Below are 22,401 nucleotides of genomic sequence, written 5' to 3'. Positions count from 1 at the left end.
ATTCGCACTGTCTATGAAAGTGCTTTTATTTTAAACCATTTAGCCACTGGGTGACAGGTCATTTCTATGACAACTCACTTTACGCGTTCTTTTGTTTGTCAATTTCAACCAGTAAGCCATCAAAAGCTAGCACTAACTTACCAAAATAGTAACGTTTGGCTTCCTGTTCTAGCGGTTCTAACATCCCTTCGCCATGGTAACGGCTTGAAAAATGAAACAGCGCCAAGCGCGGAATATGATACACCTCAGCAAATTCAGCAATGCGTTTGGCATCGCTATGTCCGGTATGCAGCCCAACTTTATGTAAATCACTATGAGTAAAGGTGGCTTCGTGCACCAATAAATCGATACCCTCAACAGCATCGGCCAATAATTTAGGCTTTTCATTGTCGCCACAAATAATCACCTTGCGCGGCTGCCAGCTTGGAAAAGTATATTCTTCGGCGCATAACAACTTACCTTGGTATTCAACATCAACCCCTTTTTGCAGCAAGTTATAATGGCTACCCGTGGCAATACCGTCATTGGCCAACTTATCAAGATGCAGTTTTCGCGGAATATTTTGCTCCGTTATTTTAAAAGCAACACTCGGTACGCGGTGTTTTAATGGGTGAATAGACACTTGGCAAAAACTAAAATCAAGCACTTGTTCTAACGTTTCAATCTCACGGCAAATTAACTCAAAGCCTGTTTCCATTTGAGTAAATTTAAGTGCGCTTAATACAAAATCAATCACCGCTTTAGGAGCTACTAAATGCACAGGCTCTTTTCGCCCCGCCAGAGAAATAGAGGCAATTAACCCCGGCAAGCCATAGCAATGGTCGCCATGTAAATGAGTAATTAAAATTACTGATAAGTGATAGCTCGCCAATTCACTTTTTAAAATTTGATGCTGCGTGCCCTCACCACAATCCACCAGCAACCACGACTTAGTCGAATCAAAGCTCACGGCTGTAGCACTGACATTACGATTAAGTGAGGGACATGCTGAAGAAGTGCCTAAAAAGTGAATTTTCAAATTATGAGCCTATAGGTGTGGTGGGTATTGGTTAAATTGTAGAGGAGATTGATTAGGGATGGAATTGGTAGATAGGTTTTTGAAAGTTAATGATGCCCCCTCAGATTTATTGCACATCTTCAGCGCTTAGAACTAGGTTCACCTCCCTGTATTTCATAAAGCCCATCCATGGGCTCCATGTTACTTTTCTTTGCTTCGCCAAAGATAAAGTAACCAAAAGAAAGGCGACCGCAGTATCAAACTTAATCCTCAAAGCAATTTTGAATTTTATGATAAACGCCATGAATCGGCATCCATGCCTCAGCATGGCTTGCTCGACCGCTTCGCTCCCTGTCTCGCATTATCAATTCAAACTTGATTTTCGGGTTTGATAAAAGCGGAAATCAATCTTAGCAACTACCTTCAAGGTCCTAATTGATCGAATAGCTGTCTTTGAATCGGAATACAATATTGATAACCTTCAAATCAATTTATTTACTTAACTCCCTGAATCAAATAACCTATTTTTCTTAGTTCAAATGGATTCTTTTGAAGAGTATTTTTAATGGATAAATATTTAGCTGGTTGGCATAACGAAAATGAACAATGGCGCAAAGCGAGAAAAAAGGAGTGGAAGCTCGTCGAAGCAGTTGTTGATTGCTATAGCCCAAGAGATAAAGAAGAGCGTGCAAAATTAAAAGATTTCTTTTTGACGGGTAACCTAGATTTTAATAATTATAATGGTTTTCGTATTGAATTTTTGAAAGAAGATGATCAAGAAGTTAAATCAAATTTTGACTGTGCTTTAGACGGTATTCACGGAAGAGTCTTTCTATTAATGCTATTTAGCCCTATTCAAACTGAAGAGATGTATAGGTACATAATTGAGCAGGTTAAAAAGCGTAAAGACGAAATATGGCAGATAGAGTTGCAACAAGCTAGAGAGTGTTACTTAGAATGTGCAGGAAGATATCATTCACCATTCACACCGAGGATCAAAGACGAACTCCCTTTGGCTGGGAGAGAGAAGCTTCTTTTCAAATTTTTACATGGAGAAGCACTAGAAAATGATATTCAATTTGAGCTAAGTAAAGATAAAAAAAGGTATGTACAAAATATTGCAAATGATTTTCTTGTAAATTCATTTGATTTACTAATTAGCCCCTACCCGAGCCCTAAGCATTATTATAACGGATATAGCAGTTACTTGCGCTCCATAGCTTCTTATATTAGGACGGCTGATGTGATTGAAATACATAATCCTGATTTGGCATTAACCGCATCTATATATTGTTTTAGAGATGTATTGGAAAACAAAGAGCAATATTTACCTATTAAAATAAAAGTGGCAGAAGACTTCACTGAATTTGTTGAAACTATTGAGGATTACTTGCCTGAACGAGTGACTACCATCTTTGCTAAAGCCCATAAAGAATGGGATAGCGGTCAAGGGAAGGAAGAATGGCAAAAATTGAAACAGCTAGTATGGGCAGATTGGAGTAATCAAAAATGGGTTAATAAAAGGGACTTTGATAAATTTGGTAAACCAAAAAATGGGGATTTGCAGTAGTAAAAGTATTAAAGGTTCTTTGCAGCCGAATGGGATTAAATTCTTTGATCAACATCCGACCGCTTCTGGCACTAATCCGCCATTGAGTCAGGTGTTTAGCTTCACACCCTCACCCATTAAATCAAACCTGAAAATACAATTTAAATGAATAATGCGAGACAGGGAGCGAAGCGGTCGAGCAAGCCATGTACAACAGGGACGTTGCTTCATGGCGTTTATGTTCACATTTAAAGTGTGTTTGAAGAATCAGTTTGATTTTTGGGGCACGTTTTTTGGTTCGTTTTTGTCGTGTAACAAAAATGAACAAGAGAGCGCCATGGATGGCGCTAGATAAAAGTACGAACACTTCTGTTGCCCACGCGACAAACATAGTATCAAGCTAAACTCTAGCTAAGATTAAACTCCTGAGTTATAGCAAAATAATCAAAGTTCCCTTTCATAATGCACTGCTGGAATATCCCCTAACGGATCGCTATGCATATACTCTTTCACAAACCTCATACCGAGCTTTTCCATTACCGCAATCGAGCCGAGATTTTCTTTTACTGCGATAGCACTAATACACGTGTACTCTGGCATTTGCTCAAATTGTTCAACTAAGGCATTGGCTGCTTCGGTTGCATACCCTTTACCCCACGAGCTTTGCTTAAAACGCCAACCTAGTTCAAGGTTATGCCACTCGGTAACCGCTTCATCATTAAAGAAATGCATTGGCCTTACTAAAATCCAGCCAATAAATTCACCTGATTCTTTAATGTTAACTTTCCAAAGACCCCAGCCTTTTTCTTTATTGGCATATTTAGCCATGCGCGGTAAAAAAATAGTTTTCTTTTCTTCCATGGTAGTTGGTTTACCACCATTAAGGTGCTTCATCACGGCAGGGTCTTGGTCGAGTTGGTATAAATCATCAAGGTCATCTTCGGTGATAAACGCATAATTAAGGCGACTAGAGGTTGGTTGCATTTGAGTACTCCTGTGATGAGATAAAACCGATAAATAATGGTTATATTTTTCTTATTTTTTTCTGATTTGTGATTCTAACACTACTTTTTAAAAGGGCTTTAGTATTAACTGTTAGCAAATTTTAACGACAGGAAATAATAATGAATTTATTTAAAGGACTTTGCCTAACAGTCGCTCTTTTTGTATCAAATGCCATTGCCCACCAATATGAAGGTGATTGGCAATTTATTAAAGGGGAATACAAAACGCCTTCAGGTGAAGTATTAAAAGCAGACAACGCAACGCTTGTCGCAATCAAAACAGTAAAAGGCGATAAATTTGCCTTAAACAATATGCAACAAGGTGAATTTTTAGGGTATTTAGCAGGTAAATTCACTCTTGATGGTGATAGCTACAGCGAACATATCGAACAAGGCACATCAAATGAACATCACGGTAAAGTGTTCACCTTTAAAGGTTGGCTTGAGACTAAACAAGAATACGGGCAAGAGGTAATTTACTGGCATCACAAAGGCATGGTGAATGGCACAGAAGAAACCGAAGTTTGGCGTAAACTTGCTCGCTAATTGTTAGGGTCTGTTGATCTTTGCTGTTCTATTTTTGTTCTCTTTGAGCGTGCTTTTATCGCGGCGCTTGATGTGTAGCCTAGCAATCTAAGCGAATATCGAGCAAAGCTTCCGCGTCCTGCTAACGCCCCTTACCTGCATCCATGCAGGCAACAATGAGAAAAGTGCGCTCAAAAGAACCCTTCGGCAGCGCTTGATTGGCTTTTCTACTGTGTTATCGGCTGGCCCACATAGAATAACTATGCCACGCAGCCTCTGCCTTGTATAAAACCCAATCAAACTGCTGCAAAAACGAACTTGAAAGGTCAACAGACCCTAAGACTACTTATTAATTCAGATCCCAACCCTTTCTGAATAAAAGGAAATCATCATGATTTCCTTTTTCTTTCAGTGACAAAGCACTGGTTATTATGCAAAATCAATATCGAGTGCAAGGGTTGCCCGAGGTGTTGTTGTGCCAATCCTGAAACTCTTATAAGCCCCTGTTAGCAAAATAAGAGTAAACGATATGACAATTATGCAAAAAGTCTATTGGTTAATTTTAACCTTTGGCAACTTAATTACCTTCTCTTTGTGGCAATACCACGCCAACGATTTCACATTTTTCTTATTTGTTTTTACCGTGATTTATAGCGCCGTAGGCTTTTTTGATGTGTTTTTTTCAAAACGCAATTTGAATCGCTTATATCCTGTTGTTGCGTATCTTCGCTATTTTTTAGAGTCATTTCGCGTTGAAATTCAACAATATTTTATTGCTAACGACACTGAAGAAAAGCCCTTTAATCGCGAGCAGCGCTCGCTGGTTTATCAACGCTCTAAATCTGTAAGAGACACCATTGCATTTGGCACACAACGTGACTTGCATGAAGAAAATTACTTAAGCTTGTGGCATTCACTAGCACCATGTGAAGTGAAAGATGAGCATAAACGCACCTTGATTGGTGGCGCTGATTGTAAACAGCCCTACTCGGCATCACGACTAAATATATCAGCAATGAGTTTTGGTTCGCTTAGCAGTAACGCAATTGAAGCGCTTAACCTTGGCGCAAAAAAAGGCGGTTTTAGCCATAATACCGGTGAAGGCGGCCTTAGCCCTTATCACCTAAAACACGGCGGTGATGTTGTATGGCAAATTGGCTCTGGGTTATTTGCCTGTCGCACGCCTGAGGGCGACTTTGACCCAAACGTATTTCGTGAAAAAAGCGCACTACCACAAGTAAAAATGATCGAAATAAAACTGTCGCAAGGAGCAAAGCCTGGCCATGGTGGTGTATTGCCTAAAGCAAAAATTACCGAAGAAATTGCCCGTATTCGCCTAGTTGAGCAAGGTAAAGACTGTATTTCGCCTGCGGCGCACCCGAAATGTAAAACACCAAAAGAATTACTCAATTTTGTTGCAGAGCTTCGCGAGCTGAGCCAAGGCAAACCGATTGGCTTTAAACTGTGTTTAGGTAATCCTGCAGAGTTTTTAGCAATCTGCAAAGCCATGTTAGAGATGAATATTTACCCTGATTTTATCACCATTGATGGTGCAGAAGGCGGCACTGGTGCAGCCCCTGTAGAATTTTCTAATCGCTTAGGTATGACCTGTTTAGAAAGTGTATATATGGTACATAATGCGCTTATTGGGCTTGGTATTCGCGATAAAATAACGTTAATTGCATCAGGCAAAACAGCATCTGCATTTGATTTACTTGCCAAATTGGCAATGGGGGCTGACACCGTAAATGCTGCGCGCACCATGATGATGGCACTAGGCTGTATTCAATCACGTAGCTGTAATACCAATCACTGCCCAACCGGCATTGCCACGCAAGACCCAGCACGTGCCAAAGCCATTGATATTGAAAGTAAGAGTGAGCGGGTTAAAAACTTCCATAAAAACACCTTGCATGCATTTTACGAACTGCTTGGTAGCATGGGGTTAGATGACCCAGATAAACTACTGCCACAAATGGTTAAACGCCGCACGCCTTATGGGTTATTAATGTCGGTAGGCAGTTTAATTAAGCCATTACGTGAAGGTGAAATTTTGGAAAATAAGCCGCTTGGCAACTGGAGCATTTGGTGGCAACAAGCATCAAGTGATCACTTTTATGTATACGACGACAGCATTTTAAAACCACAGGAGCTAACCCGTGACACCATCTAGCCTAACCAATTTAAAAGATAAAACCCTCGTTAAGAACAGCAGTTTTATCAATGGCAGTTGGCACACAAGCAGCACGACTTTTGATGTGGTAAACCCATTTGATAACAGTGTGCTGACAAAAGTAGCTGAGATTGACCCTGCCGATATTGAACATGCGGTTAATGCTGCCAAAAGTGCGCAACTAGATTGGCAAAACACCACCGCAAATGAACGTGCAAATTACCTAAAAAACTGGGCAAATTTACTCACTGAAAATTTAGAGGATTTAGCCTTATTACTCACTTTAGAGCAAGGTAAACCACTTGCAGAAGCGCGCGGTGAAATTAAATACGGCATTAGCTATATCGAATGGTTTAGTGAAGAAGCTAAACGTGTATACGGCGATACCATTCCTGCGCTGAGTAATTCACAGCAAATTATTGTCACAAAGCAACCGGTTGGAGTGGTTGCAGCCATCACCCCGTGGAATTTCCCAAATGCCATGATCACTCGCAAAGCAGCTGCGGCACTTGCAGCAGGCTGTTGTTTTATTGTTAAACCATCTGAGCTTACACCATTAAGTGCACTTGCCATGGCAGAACTGGCAAATCGTGCGGGGTTACCTGATGGCGTTTTTAATGTGGTTGTAGGCACCAACGCCAAAGCCATTGGCGAAGTATTAACAACACACCCAGATATCGCTAAGTTTAGTTTTACGGGTTCTACAGCAGTAGGTAAATTATTAACCAAGCAAGCGGCTTCAACGGTAAAACGCGTATCAATGGAGCTTGGTGGCAACGCGCCGTTTATTGTATTTGATGATGCCGATTTAGATGCTGCTGCTACAGGCTTAATTGCAGCGAAATTTAGAAATGCCGGGCAAACCTGCGTATGTGCTAATCGCATTTATCTTGCTGAATCGATTCAACACGCATTTTTAGAAATTTTCACAGAGAAATTAAAGCAGTTAAAACAAGGTAATGGCCTAGAAGATGTGCAACTTGGCCCGCTTATAAATACAGCTGCAATCGATAAAGTCTCAACGTTAGTCAATAACGCCATTAGCCAAGGTGCAACTATTCACTATCAAGGCGAAGCAAGTAAAACTGGCTACCCTGCAACCATTTTAACCAACTGTAACAACACCATGGAGATTGCACAAAACGAGATTTTCGGCCCTGTTGCAACCATCTTTACTTTCACAAATGAGCAAGAAGTTATTAAACAAGCCAACGACACCGAGTATGGTCTCGCCGCTTATTTTTATAGCCAAAACATCAACCGAATTATGCGTACAGCGCAACAATTAAAGTTTGGTATGGTAGGCATTAATGAAGGCATTATCTCAAATGCCGCCGCTCCATTTGGTGGCGTAAAACAATCCGGTTACGGCCGCGAGGGATCAAAATATGGCCTTGAAGATTACTTAGAAACTAAGTATTTGTGCCTAGGAAATTTATCTGATTAGTAATCAATAGTTTACAAAAATACATAAAAAGCGACTTTTTACAGTCGCTTTTTGTTTTCAATTCAGAAACGCTCTACTACACTGTTTTTTTGTTAACAAAAAGTTAACCAAAACTAATAACAATAAAACAGGATACATAATGAATAAAAAAACTCTCACGCTCGCTGTCTCATTTGCCCTTTCATCTAGCTATGCACTTGCAAATCAACCAACCAGTAATGGTGCATCCGATGATATGGAAATTGCCAATACCTGTATTGTGCGCTTTAACGATTCAATCTCTAAGTTTGATGTTGAAGGTAAAGCGCGCGGCATGGTGGCTAGTGCAAATGCGAAAGCAAAACACATTTACAGCAACTCTATAAAAGGCATGGCTGTAAATATGAATTGTGATAAAGCAAAGCAGATGTTTGCAGGTAACAGTGATGTAATGCGTTTTACGCCTGATGGCAAAGTATATGCAAATCCAAAAGGTGGAAAGCCTGGCGGCGGTGGTTCTGATAGCCAAACAACACCATGGAGTGTAAGCCGGGTTGGCGGGCCTGTTGATGGCACAGGTTACAGCGCTTGGGTACTTGATTCGGGTATTGATTTAGACCACCCAGATCTTAATGTGGATGCTAGCCGAGGCTATACGGCATTTACTTCAGGCCGTGATGCCGGTATGGATGATAAAAATGGCCATGGTACGCACGTAGCAGGCACCATTGCGGCAATTAATAATAATATTGATGTTGTTGGTGTGGCTGCAGGGGCAACGGTTATTCCAGTTAAAGTATTAAATTCTCGTGGCTCTGGCAGTTGGTCAGGCGTGTTAGCGGGTATTGACCATGTTGGCGCAAATGCAAATGCAGGTGATTGTGCCAATATGAGTTTAGGTGGGGGCTTTAACCAAGAACTCAACGATGCCGTTGAAGCAGCTGCACAGCAATCTGGTGTATTCTTTGTAGTAGCAGCAGGTAACGAAAGCCAGCATGCCGATAACGTTTCACCTGCAAGCGCATCTGGTAACCGCGTTTATACGATTTCAGCAACAGACTCAAACGATCGCTTTGCGAGCTTTTCTAACTATGGTAATCCACCAGTTGATTATGCAGCCCCAGGAGTCAGCATTTTATCGACCAAAATGGGCGGTGGCACTACCACGATGTCTGGTACTTCAATGGCATCGCCTGCGGCATGTGCAGTAATAATGATGCGTAACGGCAACCCGGGTACAGATGGCCGCGCATCAGGTGATCCTGATGGCAACGCAGATAGCATCATTCACCTATAAATAAGTAACTTATAATTTCCCACCAAAGCCACCAGAAACGGTGGCTTTTTTGGTTATATAAGTTGATTCGCTAATACGGCTAAGCAATAGGCCAGTAACCCATAAACCACGAATAATCCCCATGCAAGTTTAGAGTTACCCATTTCCGCTTTTATCGTTGCAACTGTTGCAACACACTGTAGCGCAACAACGTAAAACAGCATAAGCCCAATACCTGTACCTAGTGGTAGCCCATCTGCCATAATTTGTGATGCAAGCCCTGCGATATTTTCATCAGCACCTTCCATGCCATACAGCGTACCTAACGCACCAACAAACACTTCTCGCGCTAAAAACGACATCATAATGGCCACACCGTAGCGCCAGTCAACACCGAGCGGTTCAAACACAGGTGCGATAAACTGACCGAACTGACCAAGTAATGAGTGTTCTAAATCGGCATTTTGCGGAAAATAACCGAGTACCCAGAGAGCCACTGACACCATAAAAATAACTGGTGCAGCACGCTTAATAAAATAAATCCCACTGTTCACAACACGATGCATTAGCGGCTTCCAGTGAGGCATTCGGTAGGTTGGCAATTCTAAAATAAATGGCATTTCCGACTGTGATTGCTCGGTAACTTTAGATTTACTCAGCAATGCACTGACAATGAGCGCCATCACAATGCCGAACAAATACAGGGCAAAAAAAGCAATCCCTTGTAAGTTAAAAATGCCAAGCACTGTGTGCTCTGCTGGAATAAATACCGCCACTAATAGCGCATAAACTGGTAACCTTGCCGAACACGACATCAAGGGAATAGTCATCATTGTGATCAAACGCTTGCGCGGAGATTCGATGGTTCTTGCTGCCATAATTGCCGGGATAGCACAGGCGTGGGCAGATAAATAAGGAATAAAGCTGCGACCAGAAAGACCAAAAAAGCTCAGTGGCTTATGACAAATTAATGCGGCACGAGCAAGGTAACCGCTGTCTTCAAGCAAACCAATAATAAATGTAAGCACCATAATTTGTGGCACAAATACCAAAAATGAACCAACACCACCAAATAAAGCATCTGCGGTAAAGTCTTTGATTAGCCCGTTAGGTAGCAGCCCAGTTACCATAATAGCGGCTTCGCCTATCAGCATTTCTACACCATCCATTAAAGGTGCTGCCCATGTAAAAATACTTTGGAAAAGCAAGAACATAATTGCCAGAAAGGCAACTGCGCCAAACACGTTATTAAGCAGGAAGCTATCAATGGTATTTTGTTTTTTCAACACAATATCGCTAGCAATTGCATATTTTTTGGCTAATGCTTTTGCTTTGGTTAAGGTTGATTCTGATTGGGCGTCGTTTACGATATTTTCACTGCTGCGGGCAATTTCGGTTAGCCCTTGTTGAAATTCAGAAATACCAATAAGGGTTTTAGCTGACAGCGCAAACACTGGCGCATTTAAATCTTTTGCTAGCTGCTCTGTATCTATTGTGTGATTAAAGCGTTGTAATTCATCGATTAGATTAAGCGCAAAAATCACTTTTTTATTGTGCTGTTTTGCTAAGTGCTGCACTTGTAATGCAAACACCAGGCTTCGTTCTAAACGTGTTGCATCAAGCACATTTACAATCACTTCGGTGCTTTCTTGATTGATTGCCTCATTTAGCTTTTCTACCGCGATTTGCTCGTCTTTAGATAAGGTGTTTAGTGAATATGTACCTGGAAAATCAACCACTTCAAACTCATTAAACTGCCCGCTTTTAAGCTCAACAGTTACCCCAGGAAAATTAGCGACTTTTTGTTTTAAACCCGTAAGTTGATTGAAAAGCAGGCTTTTACCGCAGTTGGGTTTGCCAACTAATAAGATTCGTTTCATTAGTGTTCTTAAAAATTAAGCGATTAAAATACGTTGTGCAATTGATGGTTCTAGCGAGTAAACACAATCACCTACTTGATAAACAATAGGACCATTAAATGGCGTGCGACGAATACAGGTGATAATTGCATTCTCTGAGAATCCCATTTCTTCTAAGCGATTTGCTACTGCTGTCTCTAAATTTGGGCATAGAGATTTAATAGTGGCTTGTTGATTTACAGGTACATCACAAATCGTCATGATACTTATTCGTAATTGAGAGAGTTATGCAAGTATGCGCCTTTTCAACTCAAAGCTCAATTGCGTTTGCATATTTATCTAAATTTTATATAAACAAATTAATCTTTATTGATTAAGCGCAATTGCATAAGGCTTTAATTACGCACTTGCAGTGATTGCAGGAAACAAAAAAGGCCGCTTTCGCGACCTTTTCTTTTCAGCTAAGTATTAGCCAATGTTCTTTCTAGCGTTACGGAACATGCGCATCCATGGGCTATCTTCTTTCCACTCATCTGGGTGCCAAGAGTTAGCTACTGCACGGAATACACGCTCTGGATGTGGCATCATTACTGTTGCACGACCGTCAAGTGATGTAATACCTGTAATACCTTCTGGTGAACCATTCGGGTTGTTCGGGTATTGCGTTGTTGGGTTACCGTAGTTATCAACAAACTTCACAGCCACAGTGCCAGACTCAAGCGCCGTTTTAACCGCTGCATCGTTAGCAAATTCTGCATGGCCTTCACCGTGAGATACGGCGATAGGCATACGAGAACCTGCCATACCTTGGAAGAATACTGACGGGCTTTCTTGTACTTCAACTAAGCTGAAACGTGCTTCAAAACGCTCAGACTTGTTAGTTACAAAACGTGGCCAGTGCTCAGTGCCTGGGATAAGCTCTTTCAGAGTTGATAACATCTGACAGCCGTTACACACACCTAAGCTAAACGTATCTTGACGCTCAAAGAAAGTTTGGAACTGATCGCGTGCCATATCATTAAATAGAATTGACTTAGCCCAACCCTCACCTGCACCTAGTACGTCACCGTAAGAGAAACCACCACATGCCACTAAGCCTTTAAATTGCTCAAGTGTTAAACGGCCTTCTAAGATGTCGCTCATGTGTACGTCGATTGCTGCAAAGCCTGCACGGTTAAATGCCGCTGCCATTTCAACGTGTGAGTTAACACCTTGCTCACGTAAAATCGCGATACCAGGCTTAGCACCCGTTGCAATGTAAGGCGCTGCAACATCTTCGTTAATGTCGAAGCTAAGTTTAACGTTAAGACCTGGGTCTTTTTCGTCAAATTTCGCATCAAATTCTTGCTTAGCACACTCTGGGTTATCACGAAGTGCTTGCATCTTATAAGTTGTTTCAGCCCAAATAGTACGTAATTCAGTACGTGTATTTGCAAGTACAGCTTCGCCACCACGGTTGAAGATAACTTTATCTTCTGAGTTTAAGCTACCGATAGTGTGGCTGATTGCTGCAAGGCCGTTATCTGCAAGCACAGCTTCAACTGCTGCAAGGTCAGAGTTGCGAACCTGAATTACCGCACCTAGCTCTTCGTTATAAAGCGCTTCGATGTCAGAACCTGTTAGGCTATCAAGGTTAACAGTTACACCTGTACGACCTGCGAATGCCATTTCAGCTACGGTTGTGAATAAACCACCGTCTGAACGGTCGTGGTAAGCAAGTAGCTTCTCGTCAGCAACAAGTGCTTGCATTGCTTCATAGAAACCTTTTAATAGCTCAGGGCTATCAACGTCAGGCGTCTTGTCACCAAGCTGCTTGTAAACCTGTGCAAGGCTTGATGCACCCATACGGTTTTGACCCGCACCTAAATCAACTAAGATCAGGCTTGAATCACCTTTATCAGTGCGAAGCTGAGGTGTAACTGTTTTACGGATATCTTCTACACGACCAAATGCTGAGATGATTAGTGAAAGCGGCGCTGTAACTTCTTTGTTTTCGCCATTTTCTTCCCACTTAGTCTTCATCGACATTGAGTCTTTACCAACAGGAATTGTAAGACCAAGTGCTGGACATAACTCTTCACCTACTGCTTTAACAGCTTCGTAAAGACCTGCATCTTCACCTGGGTGACCTGCTGCTGCCATCCAGTTTGCAGAAAGCTTGATGTTTTCAAGACCACCAATGTTTGCACCTGCGATGTTTGTTAGCGCTTCACCCACTGCTAAACGTGCTGATGCACCGTAGTTTAGAAGTGCAGCTGGTGTGCGCTCACCCATTGACATTGCTTCACCGTGATAAGTATCAAACGCTGCAGCTGTTACTGCACAGTTTGCTACTGGTACCTGCCAAGGGCCAACCATTTGGTCACGTGCCACTAAACCTGTAACAGTACGGTCACCAATGGTGATAAGGAATGTTTTCTCTGCAATCGTTGGTAGACGAAGTAAGCGCTTAGCTGCTTCTTCAACATTGATTGCAGATGTATCTAATGCTTCACCTTGTGCTTGTTTAGACTCAACGTCACGGTGCATCTTAGGTGCTTTACCAAGTAATACTTCTAACGGAAGATCAACTGGGTTGTTTTCAAAGTGGCTATCAGAAACAGTTAAGTGTAGCTCTTCTGTTGCTTCACCAATTACCGCATATTGTGCGCGCTCGCGCTTACAGATTTCTTCAAAACGTGCAAAGTCTTCTGCTGCAACAGCAAGAACATAACGCTCTTGAGATTCGTTACACCAGATTTCGTGTGGTGCCATGCCCGGCTCATCGTTTGGCACGTTACGTAGTTCAAACTTACCACCACGACCACCGTCGTTTACAAGCTCAGGGAATGCGTTTGAAATACCACCCGCACCCACATCGTGGATAAACGCGATTGGGTTAGCGTCACCAAGCTGCCAACATTTGTCGATAACTTCCTGACAACGACGTTCCATCTCTGGGTTTTCACGCTGTACCGAAGCAAAATCTAAATCTTCGTTTGATTGACCAGATGCCATTGACGATGCAGCACCACCACCAAGACCGATATTCATTGCAGGACCACCCAGCACAATTAGCTTAGCGCCAACTGGGATTTCGCCTTTTTCAACGTGCTCAGTACGGATGTTACCAAGACCACCTGCAATCATAATTGGCTTGTGGTAACCACGTACCTCTTCGCCGTTATGGCTGTTAACTTTTTCTTCGTAAGTACGGAAGTAACCAAGTAGGTTTGGACGACCAAATTCGTTGTTGAACGCCGCGCCACCTAATGGGCCGTCGATCATAATGTCTAACGCATCAACGATACGACCAGGCTTACCGTAATTTGTTTCCCACGGCTGTTCAAAACCAGGAATACGTAGGTTTGAAACAGTAAAACCAACTAGACCCGCTTTAGGCTTAGAACCACGACCTGTTGCGCCTTCGTCACGAATTTCACCACCAGAACCCGTTGATGCACCCGAGAATGGCGCAATCGCTGTTGGGTGGTTGTGCGTTTCAACTTTCATCAAGATTTCAATGTTTTCTTGATTGTAGCTGTACTCACCTTCTGCGTTCGGGAAGAAACGACCCGCTTTTGAACCCTTCATTACCGCTGCGTTATCTTTATAAGCAGATAGTACGTTTTCTGGGTGCGTCTCGTAGGTATTTTTGATCATTTTGAACAGCGACTTAGGCTGTTCTACGCCGTCGATTGTCCAATCAGCGTTAAAAATTTTGTGACGACAGTGCTCAGAGTTCGCCTGTGCAAACATGAATAATTCGATGTCGTTCGGGTTACGACCTAGTTTTTGGAAGTTTTCAACTAGGTAATCAATTTCGTCTTCTGCTAATGCAAAACCTTGCTCAACGTTTGCTGCTGCAAGCGCTTCGCGGCCACCGCCAAGAATGTCAACAGATGACATTGGACGCGGCTCTTCAACGCGGAATAATTGTCCTGCGTCTTCAAGGTTTGCGTGTACCGACTCAGTCATACGATCATGTACTAGCTTTGCAACTTCATTTAATTGCTCTGCAGATAAATCACCTTCAACGTAGTAAGCAATACCACGCTCAACACGGTGTACTTTGTCTAAACCACAGTTGTTAGCAATATCAGTTGCCTTTGATGCCCATGGAGAAATGGTACCAATACGTGGTGTCACTAAAATTAGCGCACCTTCAGGCGTATGTTCAGTAATGGTCGGGCCATACTTTAATAGCTTATTTAGTTTGTCTAACTCAGACTCTGAAAGTTCTGCTGTTAAATCAGCAAAATGCATAAACTCAGCGTAAACACCAGTGACTGGTAAATTGGCATCAGCGCAGGTTTTAAGGATCTTTTGAACTTTAAAATCAGAAAGTGCAGGTGCACCACGTAGGATCAACATAGGTATTTTCATCCGGGGTTAAGGATTGAACGAAGATTTATGGGCGCACATTATAGTGGAAAATGAGACGAGATTTAACTAAAAATCAAAAAATAGACAAAAATAGGCAAATTCATTTTTCATGTATAGGACATTAGTCCTCGTGACGACCGGTAGTTTATCTGTTATAACAAGCTTGTAGGGGCAAATTATTTTAGGATTCGAGTGCTAAAACGCGTTGTAATTACAGTAATTATTTTTTTATTGGCCGCGTGTTCTGAGCCTGTCGCAGAAACACATCTCGGGCAAATTAAGCAAAAAGATAAAATTCGCATTGGCACACTCGCAGGCGAAAGCACTTATTATATTAGCGCTAATGGTGAGCTGGGTTTTGAATACGAACTTGCTCAAGCATTCGCAGACTATATTGATGCCGAACTTGAAATCATCCCCTTTTTCTCAATCAAAGATATGCTCAATAAGTTAGACAAAGGGCAAATTGATATTCTTGCTTCGGGCCTTACACTTAATAATTCCCGCTTAGAAAAATACCGCTTTGCACCTGAATATCGCGCCATTAGCCAAAAGCTTGTGTATAAACAAGGGCGCGATCGACCGCGCAACTTTGAACAACTTGATGCCCCAGTAACGGTGATTGCTAAAAGCGCTCATGCGGCAAGTTTATTAAAAGCAAAAGCCAATTTTGAAAATCTACAATGGATTGAAACTGAAGAATTTGATGAGGCCGAGTTACTGCAAGGTATTATTGACGGCAAATTTGACTATACCATTGCCGACTCACACACCTTAGCCCTGTTTCGCCGCTATCATCCAGAACTAAGCATCGCATTTTCAGTTACCCGAGAAGAACCGGTAGCCTGGATGCTAAAACGCAATGACGACGACAGTTTATACGCGCTAACCATCGAGTTTTTTGGCTATGCCCAAGCCACTGGCTTATTACAAAATTTAGAAGAAAAATATTTTGGCCATGTTCGCCAGTTCAACTACATAAATACACTTGCTTATATAGAAGCCGTTCGTGATATTTTGCCAAAATATAAAGATTGGTTTAAACAGTACTCTCGGAGCCTTGATTGGCGCTTATTGGCTGCAGTAAGTTATCAAGAGTCAATGTGGGATCCAAAAGCGAAATCACCTACTGGTGTGCGCGGCATTATGATGCTGACCTTACCTACAGCTAAATCTGTTGGCGTAAAAAACCGCCTCGAACCTGAGCAAAATATTCGCGGTGGTGGCATCTACCTAGAAAAACTCATAAACCGCGTACCTGAGCGAATTCAAGAGCCTGATAGAACATGGCTTGCGCTAGCCGCATATAATGTGGGCTTTGGTCATATGGAAGACGCCCGTGTACTCACCGAAAAAGCTGGCGGCGATCCAGATAAATGGGCGGATGTAAAAAAACATTTACCGTTACTGATTAAAAAGCGCTACTATCGACAAACCCGATACGGCTTTGCCCGTGGTGATGTAGCAGTAAAATATGTTGATAATATTCGCCGCTACTACGATACACTTGTATGGCTCGATGAAAATCAAGACGAGTAATATCGTTAACCTGATATACTTTAAAGTGACTCAAGACTTTAAAAAGGTTTATAAAGAGCGCCTAAAATTAAGTTATTTGAATAAGGTGTTTGCAGAAGTCTTAAATAAGTCACTTGAAAAATGACCTTTCAATTCGCATTGTCATAGTAGTGTCATACTGTATAAATAAAATTATTGTGAGAAGATTGCTTTCGCTAATTACCTTTCTCCACTCTCACCTTTCTAAGGAGAAGCTATGCTAAGAACGCGTAGAAAATTTAAAATAAAACGTAACACAGTTAATGCATGTGCGACTCGTCGCCGTATTGCAAGACGTAACACCCACCGTAAGATTTCAGAGCGCCGCAGAGCATTTAATTTGCTTGTTGAAGCAGAAAGCGCTTAACCTTGCTCACGAGCTGCTTTTTTAGCAGCTTTGATTTCTGCACGGCGTTTTTTAAAAAATGCCGAAAGTTTATCGCCACATTCTTCAGCTAACACGCCACTGGTTACATCAATTTGATGATTTAGTTGTTCATGGCGAGTTAAATCCATAATACTGCCCGCACAGCCTGTTTTTTCATCACTGGCGCCAAATACTAAGCGTTTAATTCGACTGTGCACCAATAAACCCGCACACATAGGGCAAGGCTCTAATGTGACGTATAACGTGCAATCGAGCATGCGGTAGTTTTCAATTTGCTTGCCGGCTTGGCGAATAGCAAGCATTTCTGCATGCGCTGAAGGGTCGTGCTGTGTAATTGATAAATTATATCCCTCAGCAATGATTTGGTTATCTTTAACGACAATCGCCCCAACCGGTATTTCGCCGTTTTGCTCAGCAATATCAGCTCGCTTTAAAGCCTCAGCCATCCAATACTCATCGCTATATTCAGGGTACATAATTTCTCAGATTAATTTATAAACATCTTTAATATTTTACCAAGTTAAAAAGATTCCTGCATTGTTAACTCATTTTCTTAGAATTTTTTAAAATAAAGGGCTAATGTCATAGTTATTAAATTATTTTTTAGGCTATAATCCGCCGCCATTTTGCACGACGCCAAAGCAATGTAGAAACAAGATGAAATTTCCTGGACGACGCAGACATAAACACTACTTTCCAGTGGAAGAAAAAGATCCGCTAACAAACGTGATCTCGCAAGACCTTAAACTTGCACGTAACTATATAGTGGGAATAGACCAAATCGTGGTCGATATTGAAGCCAAAGTTGATCAAGCTTTTCTTGATGAATTTGGTTTACGTCGCGGTATGTCGCAAGTAATGGATGACGATACCACTAATGCACTGTATGCACGCCTTAAAGATCATAATATGATCGATTACGAATTCGCAGGCGGCACTATTGGTAATACAATGCATAACTACTCAGTACTGTCTGACGACCGTTCAGTATTACTTGGTGTAATGTGCGAAAACATCAAAATTGGTAGCTATGCTTACCGTTTTGTTAGTAAAACTTCAACGCGTGTTGACCTAGAACACCTACAACCAGTGGATGGCCCAATTGGTCGCTGCTTTACGCTGATTGATGAAAGCGGTGAGCGTACATTTGCTATTAGCCCAGGTTTAATGAACCGCCTTCGCCCTGAGTCTATCTCACAAGAGCTTATTGCCAATTCTTCTGCATTAGTTATTTCTGCTTATTTAATGCGCACAGAAGGTGAAGACACCATGACCGAAGCGGCATTAAAAGCCGTTGAGTATGCAAATGCGGCAAACGTGCCAGTAGTGCTTAGCCTTGGTACAAAATTCCTTATTGAACAAGACCCTGAGTGGTGGCAAAACTTCGTTAAAGATCATGTTGATATTCTTGCCATGAACGAAGAAGAAGGCCTTGCCATTACCGGCTTTGAAGATCCGCTATTAGCCGCCGATAAAGCGCTTGATTGGGTAGATATGGTAATTTGTACTGCCGGTGCGCAAGGTATGTTCCTAGCTAGCTACATTGATGACTGTTGGAAACGTCAAACAGAGCACCCATTAATGCCTGGCAGTATTCCTGATTTTAATAAGTATGAATATTCACGTGCGATGCGCCGTAAAGACTGTGAAAACCCAGTGAAAATTTATACTCATACAGCACCTTATATGGGTGGCCCTGATAGCATTAAAAATACCAATGGTGCTGGTGATGGCGCGCTTGCTGCGGTACTTCATGATATTAGCGCTAATGTTTATCATCAGCTTAACGTGCCTAGTTCAAGTAAGCATAAAATCCACGCGCTGACTTACTCTTCGCTATCACAAATCAGTAAATACGCTAACCGTGTAAGCTATGAAGTGTTAGTACAGCACTCACCAAGGCTTACACGAGGTTTGCCAGAGCGAGAAGACAGCTTACAACAAGCTTACTGGGAACAGTAAAAAGTTATAATAAAAAAGCCCGCACAAGCGGGCTTTTTTTATGCTTTAACAAAGCAACAAGGAGATTGGAAACTACCTCTAGTTTACGTTTACAACATTAATATACGCTTAATTTATAATCACAGATTATTAGTCCCCTTATCAAACACCGTGATAAATGACACTCACCAGAACAGCAAGATTCAACAAACTCTAGGCAAAAAAAAGCTCGCAAGGTTGCGAGCTCAAATGTTTGACGATTAATTCAAACAATAAGGAAAAAAATCCAAGGGAGATTGGAAATCTTGTTAAGCACTATACCCTCAATTAACTTAACCAAACCTTAACTAACGAAGTATTTAACCTGAACTAGGGAAAATAAATTGTTAGTTAATTTATTATCCCAAGTTTAGGTTTTCATACCCAAGCCACCTGAAGATGCATGTTTCAGAGCTATCAAAGCGCTTTCAAGTCAAGGCGTGTTAATGAAGGAATGTAGGTACCTTTCAAATTAACACAACGTAGGATTGAATGTGCTGTGAAGCTCCTAAAGGGCAAGGTTAAAAAGCATTTATACCGCGTTGCCCTACAAGGATGTAGGGTAAGGTGACGATGAAGAAGCACATTGTCTTTATTGATTTTGAAAAGGGGGCACCATTCCCTGCAATCAATACCTTGTCTAAATGCTTTTTATCTCTTGCTGAAATAAAGCATCTTCAGGTGACTTGGGTATAGACAAAAAAACCCGCTATAGAGATAGCGGGCAAAGTGTTGTAATCATCAACAAGGGAAATCAAGTCCAAGGGAGATTGGAACTTGTAACTAATTTAATATTTCTAAGCTTAACGCAAACTTAATTAACTGACTTTTTTAACGCTTGCGCCAAACTTTTACCATCACTGTCCACAGGAGAAAGTAATTTAAGCCCCATCACCTTTGCAATCGTTGGGTAAACATCTAGGTTTGGAATTTCACCCAGAGTTTTATTTTGCTTAAATGCTGGGCCCTTAGCGATAAATAACGCGCCCATTTCTTGGGTATACGCATAGCCATGAGTACCTAAATATTCAGATTCACCCTCAAATGCAAACGTTTTTGGCGCGACTGTTTCAATAATAATATCAGCGTCGCGAGAACCAAATTTAATTCCACGCTCTGCTAAAATTGCTTTATCAAGTACGGTATAGCGCCCTTTTGCTTGCTTTGCTAAATGCTTTTCAATATCTGAAATAGCAACTTGAGATTCTGGCTTTTTATAAAACTGCACACGGGTATACGAGTTTTTAATAACAAAATCATTTTCCGAAATACCAAGCTGGTTAATCTCAATTGTTTGTTTTGGATCCACTTGCGACATGCCGTGATCAGAGACTAAAACGAGATTGATATTAAGTTCTTTAAATTCAGCTAAGCGCTTATCAAGCTGGGCAATTAACGCATCCATTTGCTGAACAGCATCAAAGGTTTGCTTGGCATTTGGCCCATATTCATGACCCATAGAATCTACAATCGAAAAATAACTCGCAATAAATCGTGGTCGCTGTGATTTTGGTAAGCTTAACCATTCTACAATTTGATCAATGCGGCGCTGATAATCACTGTGTTGCGAATAGTGGTAAAAATAGCTTGGTGTACGCCCATTAAATCGCGCATCTGATTCAGGCCAAAAATAGGTTGCAGCTTTAACGCCTTGCATTTCAGCCAAGTTCCAAAGCGGCATGCCATTTAACCAAGTGCTGTCTTTACCCCCTTTACCCATGCTGTAACATTCATCACGCTTTTTATCACAAAACTTATTATCAATAATGCCATGATTGGCAGGCTGTAAACCGGTAATAATCGAAATATGATTTGGAAACGTTTTAGTTGGGTAAACAGGTATCATACGCTCAGCACGCACACCTGCTTTGGCTATTTTTGCTAAATTTTTAGCTTGATGTTTTTCAATGTAATCCCAACGAAAACCATCAAGTGAAATTAAGATAACTGTTTGCTCTTTAGCAAACGTGGGCATACTTAGCGCGCTAAACATAACCAGAAAGAAGGCGACAATTTTTTTCATATACTTTACTTAAAAAAAGATTTGTGACATCTAAACGTCTTGAAATACAAATGTCTAGGTTATATGTCCGAAAAGAAGAAATACCCTATTTTAGTGACAACCTATTGCATTAAAGTGTGATCTTAACAACCTAACATTTCGTAATATGGGCAATTTTATAAAAAGATTTGATACAATCTTGTTAATTTAGCAACTTAAGTAAGGGATACCGTGTCTCGATTTACTGCCGTCACAGAAGAACCGCACAAACGATTTCATAAAAAAACAGCCGTGTTGTTAACTAATCTAGGTAGCCCTGATGCACCTACAGCTAAAGCACTGAGGACTTACTTAGCTGAATTTTTATCTGATCCGCGCATTGTTGAAATTCCGCGCGTGCTTTGGAAAATAATTCTGCACGGCATTATTTTACGTATTCGCCCAAAACGTTCGGCAAAGCTTTATGCAGGCATTTGGACTGAGCAAGGTTCACCATTATTGGTTTACAGTAAAAAGCAGCAAGCAAAACTTGCGAGTTTGCTCGCAAATAAAGGCATCGATCATGCTGAAGTATTTTTAGCGATGCGCTACGGTAACCCCTCGATGAAATCGGTGCTCGAAGATATTCGTGAAAAAGGCTATCAAAAAATTGTCGTGCTGCCTTTGTACCCTCAGTACAGTGGCTCAACTACGGGCTCAACCTTTGACGCTATTAGCCGTGAGCTAATCAATTGGCGCTGGGTGCCTGAACTGCATTTTATTAATGGTTATCAAGATAATCCGCATTACATTGATGCGCTTGCAGCAAGTATCAAAGAAGATTTAGATAAGCATGGCATGCCAGAAAAGCTAGTGCTTAGCTATCATGGCACCCCTAAATTTTTCCTAGAAAAAGGTGACCCATATTATTGTTTTTGCCAGATGACGACACGTTTAGTGGTTGAAAAGCTTGGCCTTAACAAAGACGACGTAATCACTACCTTCCAAAGTCGTTTTGGTAAAGCGGAATGGTTAAAACCTTACACCGATGAAACCCTTGAAAAACTAGCCAAAGAAGATGGCATTAAGAATATTGCTATCGCCAGTCCAGCATTTAGCTCTGACTGTTTAGAAACACTTGAAGAGTTAGAAGAAGAAAACCGCGAAGTATTTGAACATGCAGGTGGTGAGCACTATCGTTATATTCCGGCATTAAATGACCGTGACGATCACATCGAAGCCTTCTATCAAATTATTAAGCAGCATTTGTAATTTACAGCTGTTTAAACAACAAAAAACCCAGCACTTGCTGGGTTTTTTC

17 protein-coding genes are annotated in these 22,401 nt (G+C 41.4%); 10 read left to right on the top strand and 7 right to left on the bottom strand.

The features are described 5' to 3' along the window. Window positions 1-79 precede the first annotated feature (79 nt). Window positions 80-1,018 carry a ribonuclease Z gene (locus AAEU29_RS18650; protein ID WP_421974722.1) on the bottom strand — a complete coding sequence of 313 codons (939 nt, stop codon included), beginning with the start codon at window positions 1,016-1,018 and terminating at the stop codon, window positions 80-82. Window positions 1,019-1,562: 544 nt separating this feature from the next. Here AAEU29_RS18650 and AAEU29_RS18645 point away from each other — a divergent pair. After that, window positions 1,563-2,567 carry a hypothetical protein gene (locus AAEU29_RS18645; RefSeq protein WP_421974721.1) on the top strand — a complete coding sequence of 335 codons (1,005 nt, stop codon included), beginning with the start codon at window positions 1,563-1,565 and terminating at the stop codon, window positions 2,565-2,567. A 423-nt stretch (window positions 2,568-2,990) separates the two neighbouring features. On the opposite strand, the gene AAEU29_RS18640 is transcribed toward AAEU29_RS18645, so the two are convergent. Beyond that, window positions 2,991-3,530, bottom strand: a complete 540-nt coding sequence (locus AAEU29_RS18640) for a GNAT family N-acetyltransferase (RefSeq protein ID WP_421974720.1) — start codon at window positions 3,528-3,530, stop codon at window positions 2,991-2,993. A 140-nt stretch (window positions 3,531-3,670) separates the two neighbouring features. Here AAEU29_RS18640 and AAEU29_RS18635 point away from each other — a divergent pair, with 140 nt between their 5' ends. The 4 genes from AAEU29_RS18635 (at window position 3,671) to AAEU29_RS18620 (ending at window position 8,971) form a co-directional block, all read left to right on the top strand. Further along, the gene (locus AAEU29_RS18635; protein ID WP_421974719.1) at window positions 3,671-4,096 is read left to right on the top strand and encodes a hypothetical protein; all 426 of its coding nucleotides are present in this window, start codon (window positions 3,671-3,673) and stop codon (window positions 4,094-4,096) included. A 508-nt stretch (window positions 4,097-4,604) separates the two neighbouring features. Next, window positions 4,605-6,248, top strand: coding sequence for an FMN-binding glutamate synthase family protein (locus AAEU29_RS18630; RefSeq protein WP_421974718.1), 1,644 nt, complete (start codon window positions 4,605-4,607; stop codon window positions 6,246-6,248). Further along, window positions 6,235-7,695, top strand: coding sequence for an NAD-dependent succinate-semialdehyde dehydrogenase (locus tag AAEU29_RS18625; RefSeq protein ID WP_421974717.1), 1,461 nt, complete (start codon window positions 6,235-6,237; stop codon window positions 7,693-7,695). Before AAEU29_RS18630 ends, AAEU29_RS18625 begins: the two co-directional genes overlap by 14 nt. A gap of 139 nt (window positions 7,696-7,834) precedes the next feature. Continuing rightward, window positions 7,835-8,971 carry a S8 family serine peptidase gene (locus AAEU29_RS18620; RefSeq protein ID WP_421974716.1) on the top strand — a complete coding sequence of 379 codons (1,137 nt, stop codon included), beginning with the start codon at window positions 7,835-7,837 and terminating at the stop codon, window positions 8,969-8,971. A 53-nt stretch (window positions 8,972-9,024) separates the two neighbouring features. Here AAEU29_RS18620 and feoB read toward each other — a convergent pair whose 3' ends face one another. From feoB to purL, 3 genes are all read right to left on the bottom strand, one after another. Further along, on the bottom strand, window positions 9,025-10,830 hold the full coding sequence (feoB, locus tag AAEU29_RS18615; protein WP_421974715.1) for a ferrous iron transporter B: 1,806 nt from the start codon (window positions 10,828-10,830) through the stop codon (window positions 9,025-9,027). A 15-nt stretch (window positions 10,831-10,845) separates the two neighbouring features. After that, window positions 10,846-11,070 carry a FeoA family protein gene (locus AAEU29_RS18610; RefSeq protein ID WP_421974714.1) on the bottom strand — a complete coding sequence of 75 codons (225 nt, stop codon included), beginning with the start codon at window positions 11,068-11,070 and terminating at the stop codon, window positions 10,846-10,848. A 207-nt stretch (window positions 11,071-11,277) separates the two neighbouring features. Beyond that, the gene (purL, locus tag AAEU29_RS18605; protein ID WP_421974713.1) at window positions 11,278-15,162 is read right to left on the bottom strand and encodes a phosphoribosylformylglycinamidine synthase; all 3,885 of its coding nucleotides are present in this window, start codon (window positions 15,160-15,162) and stop codon (window positions 11,278-11,280) included. A 204-nt stretch (window positions 15,163-15,366) separates the two neighbouring features. On the opposite strand from purL, the gene mltF reads away from it, so the two are divergent. Both mltF and AAEU29_RS18595 read left to right on the top strand, forming a co-directional pair. Next, on the top strand, window positions 15,367-16,713 hold the full coding sequence (gene mltF, locus AAEU29_RS18600) for a membrane-bound lytic murein transglycosylase MltF (RefSeq protein WP_421974712.1): 1,347 nt from the start codon (window positions 15,367-15,369) through the stop codon (window positions 16,711-16,713). 235 nt (window positions 16,714-16,948) lie between these two features. Beyond that, window positions 16,949-17,098: a hypothetical protein gene (locus AAEU29_RS18595; RefSeq protein WP_274762798.1), complete on the top strand. Its 150-nt coding sequence runs from the start codon at window positions 16,949-16,951 to the stop codon at window positions 17,096-17,098. Here AAEU29_RS18595 and tadA read toward each other — a convergent pair. Next, the gene (gene tadA / locus AAEU29_RS18590) at window positions 17,095-17,595 is read right to left on the bottom strand and encodes a tRNA adenosine(34) deaminase TadA (protein WP_421974711.1); all 501 of its coding nucleotides are present in this window, start codon (window positions 17,593-17,595) and stop codon (window positions 17,095-17,097) included. The two genes, AAEU29_RS18595 and tadA, sit on opposite strands and share 4 nt — an antisense overlap. Before the next feature lie 181 nt (window positions 17,596-17,776). Between tadA and AAEU29_RS18585 the strand changes: the two genes are divergently transcribed. Next, window positions 17,777-19,081: an inosine/guanosine kinase gene (locus tag AAEU29_RS18585; RefSeq protein ID WP_421974710.1), complete on the top strand. Its 1,305-nt coding sequence runs from the start codon at window positions 17,777-17,779 to the stop codon at window positions 19,079-19,081. Between the two features lie 591 nt (window positions 19,082-19,672). Next, on the top strand, window positions 19,673-19,795 hold the full coding sequence (locus AAEU29_RS18580) for a hypothetical protein (RefSeq protein WP_421974709.1): 123 nt from the start codon (window positions 19,673-19,675) through the stop codon (window positions 19,793-19,795). 118 nt (window positions 19,796-19,913) lie between these two features. Here AAEU29_RS18580 and AAEU29_RS18575 read toward each other — a convergent pair whose 3' ends face one another. Continuing rightward, window positions 19,914-21,122, bottom strand: coding sequence for an alkaline phosphatase family protein (locus AAEU29_RS18575; protein ID WP_421974708.1), 1,209 nt, complete (start codon window positions 21,120-21,122; stop codon window positions 19,914-19,916). A 210-nt stretch (window positions 21,123-21,332) separates the two neighbouring features. On the opposite strand from AAEU29_RS18575, the gene hemH reads away from it, so the two are divergent. Next, a complete protein-coding gene (gene hemH, locus AAEU29_RS18570) occupies window positions 21,333-22,352 on the top strand; it encodes a ferrochelatase (RefSeq protein WP_421974707.1) in 1,020 nt (339 codons plus the stop codon). The last annotated feature ends 49 nt before the right edge of the window (window positions 22,353-22,401 follow it).

The organism is Pseudoalteromonas aquimarina (genome assembly GCF_049257255.1).
In the GTDB taxonomy this organism is placed as follows: domain Bacteria; phylum Pseudomonadota; class Gammaproteobacteria; order Enterobacterales; family Alteromonadaceae; genus Pseudoalteromonas.
The sequence above is the reverse complement of the archived record's forward strand: the minus strand, read 5'-3'. Positions and strand labels throughout refer to the sequence as shown.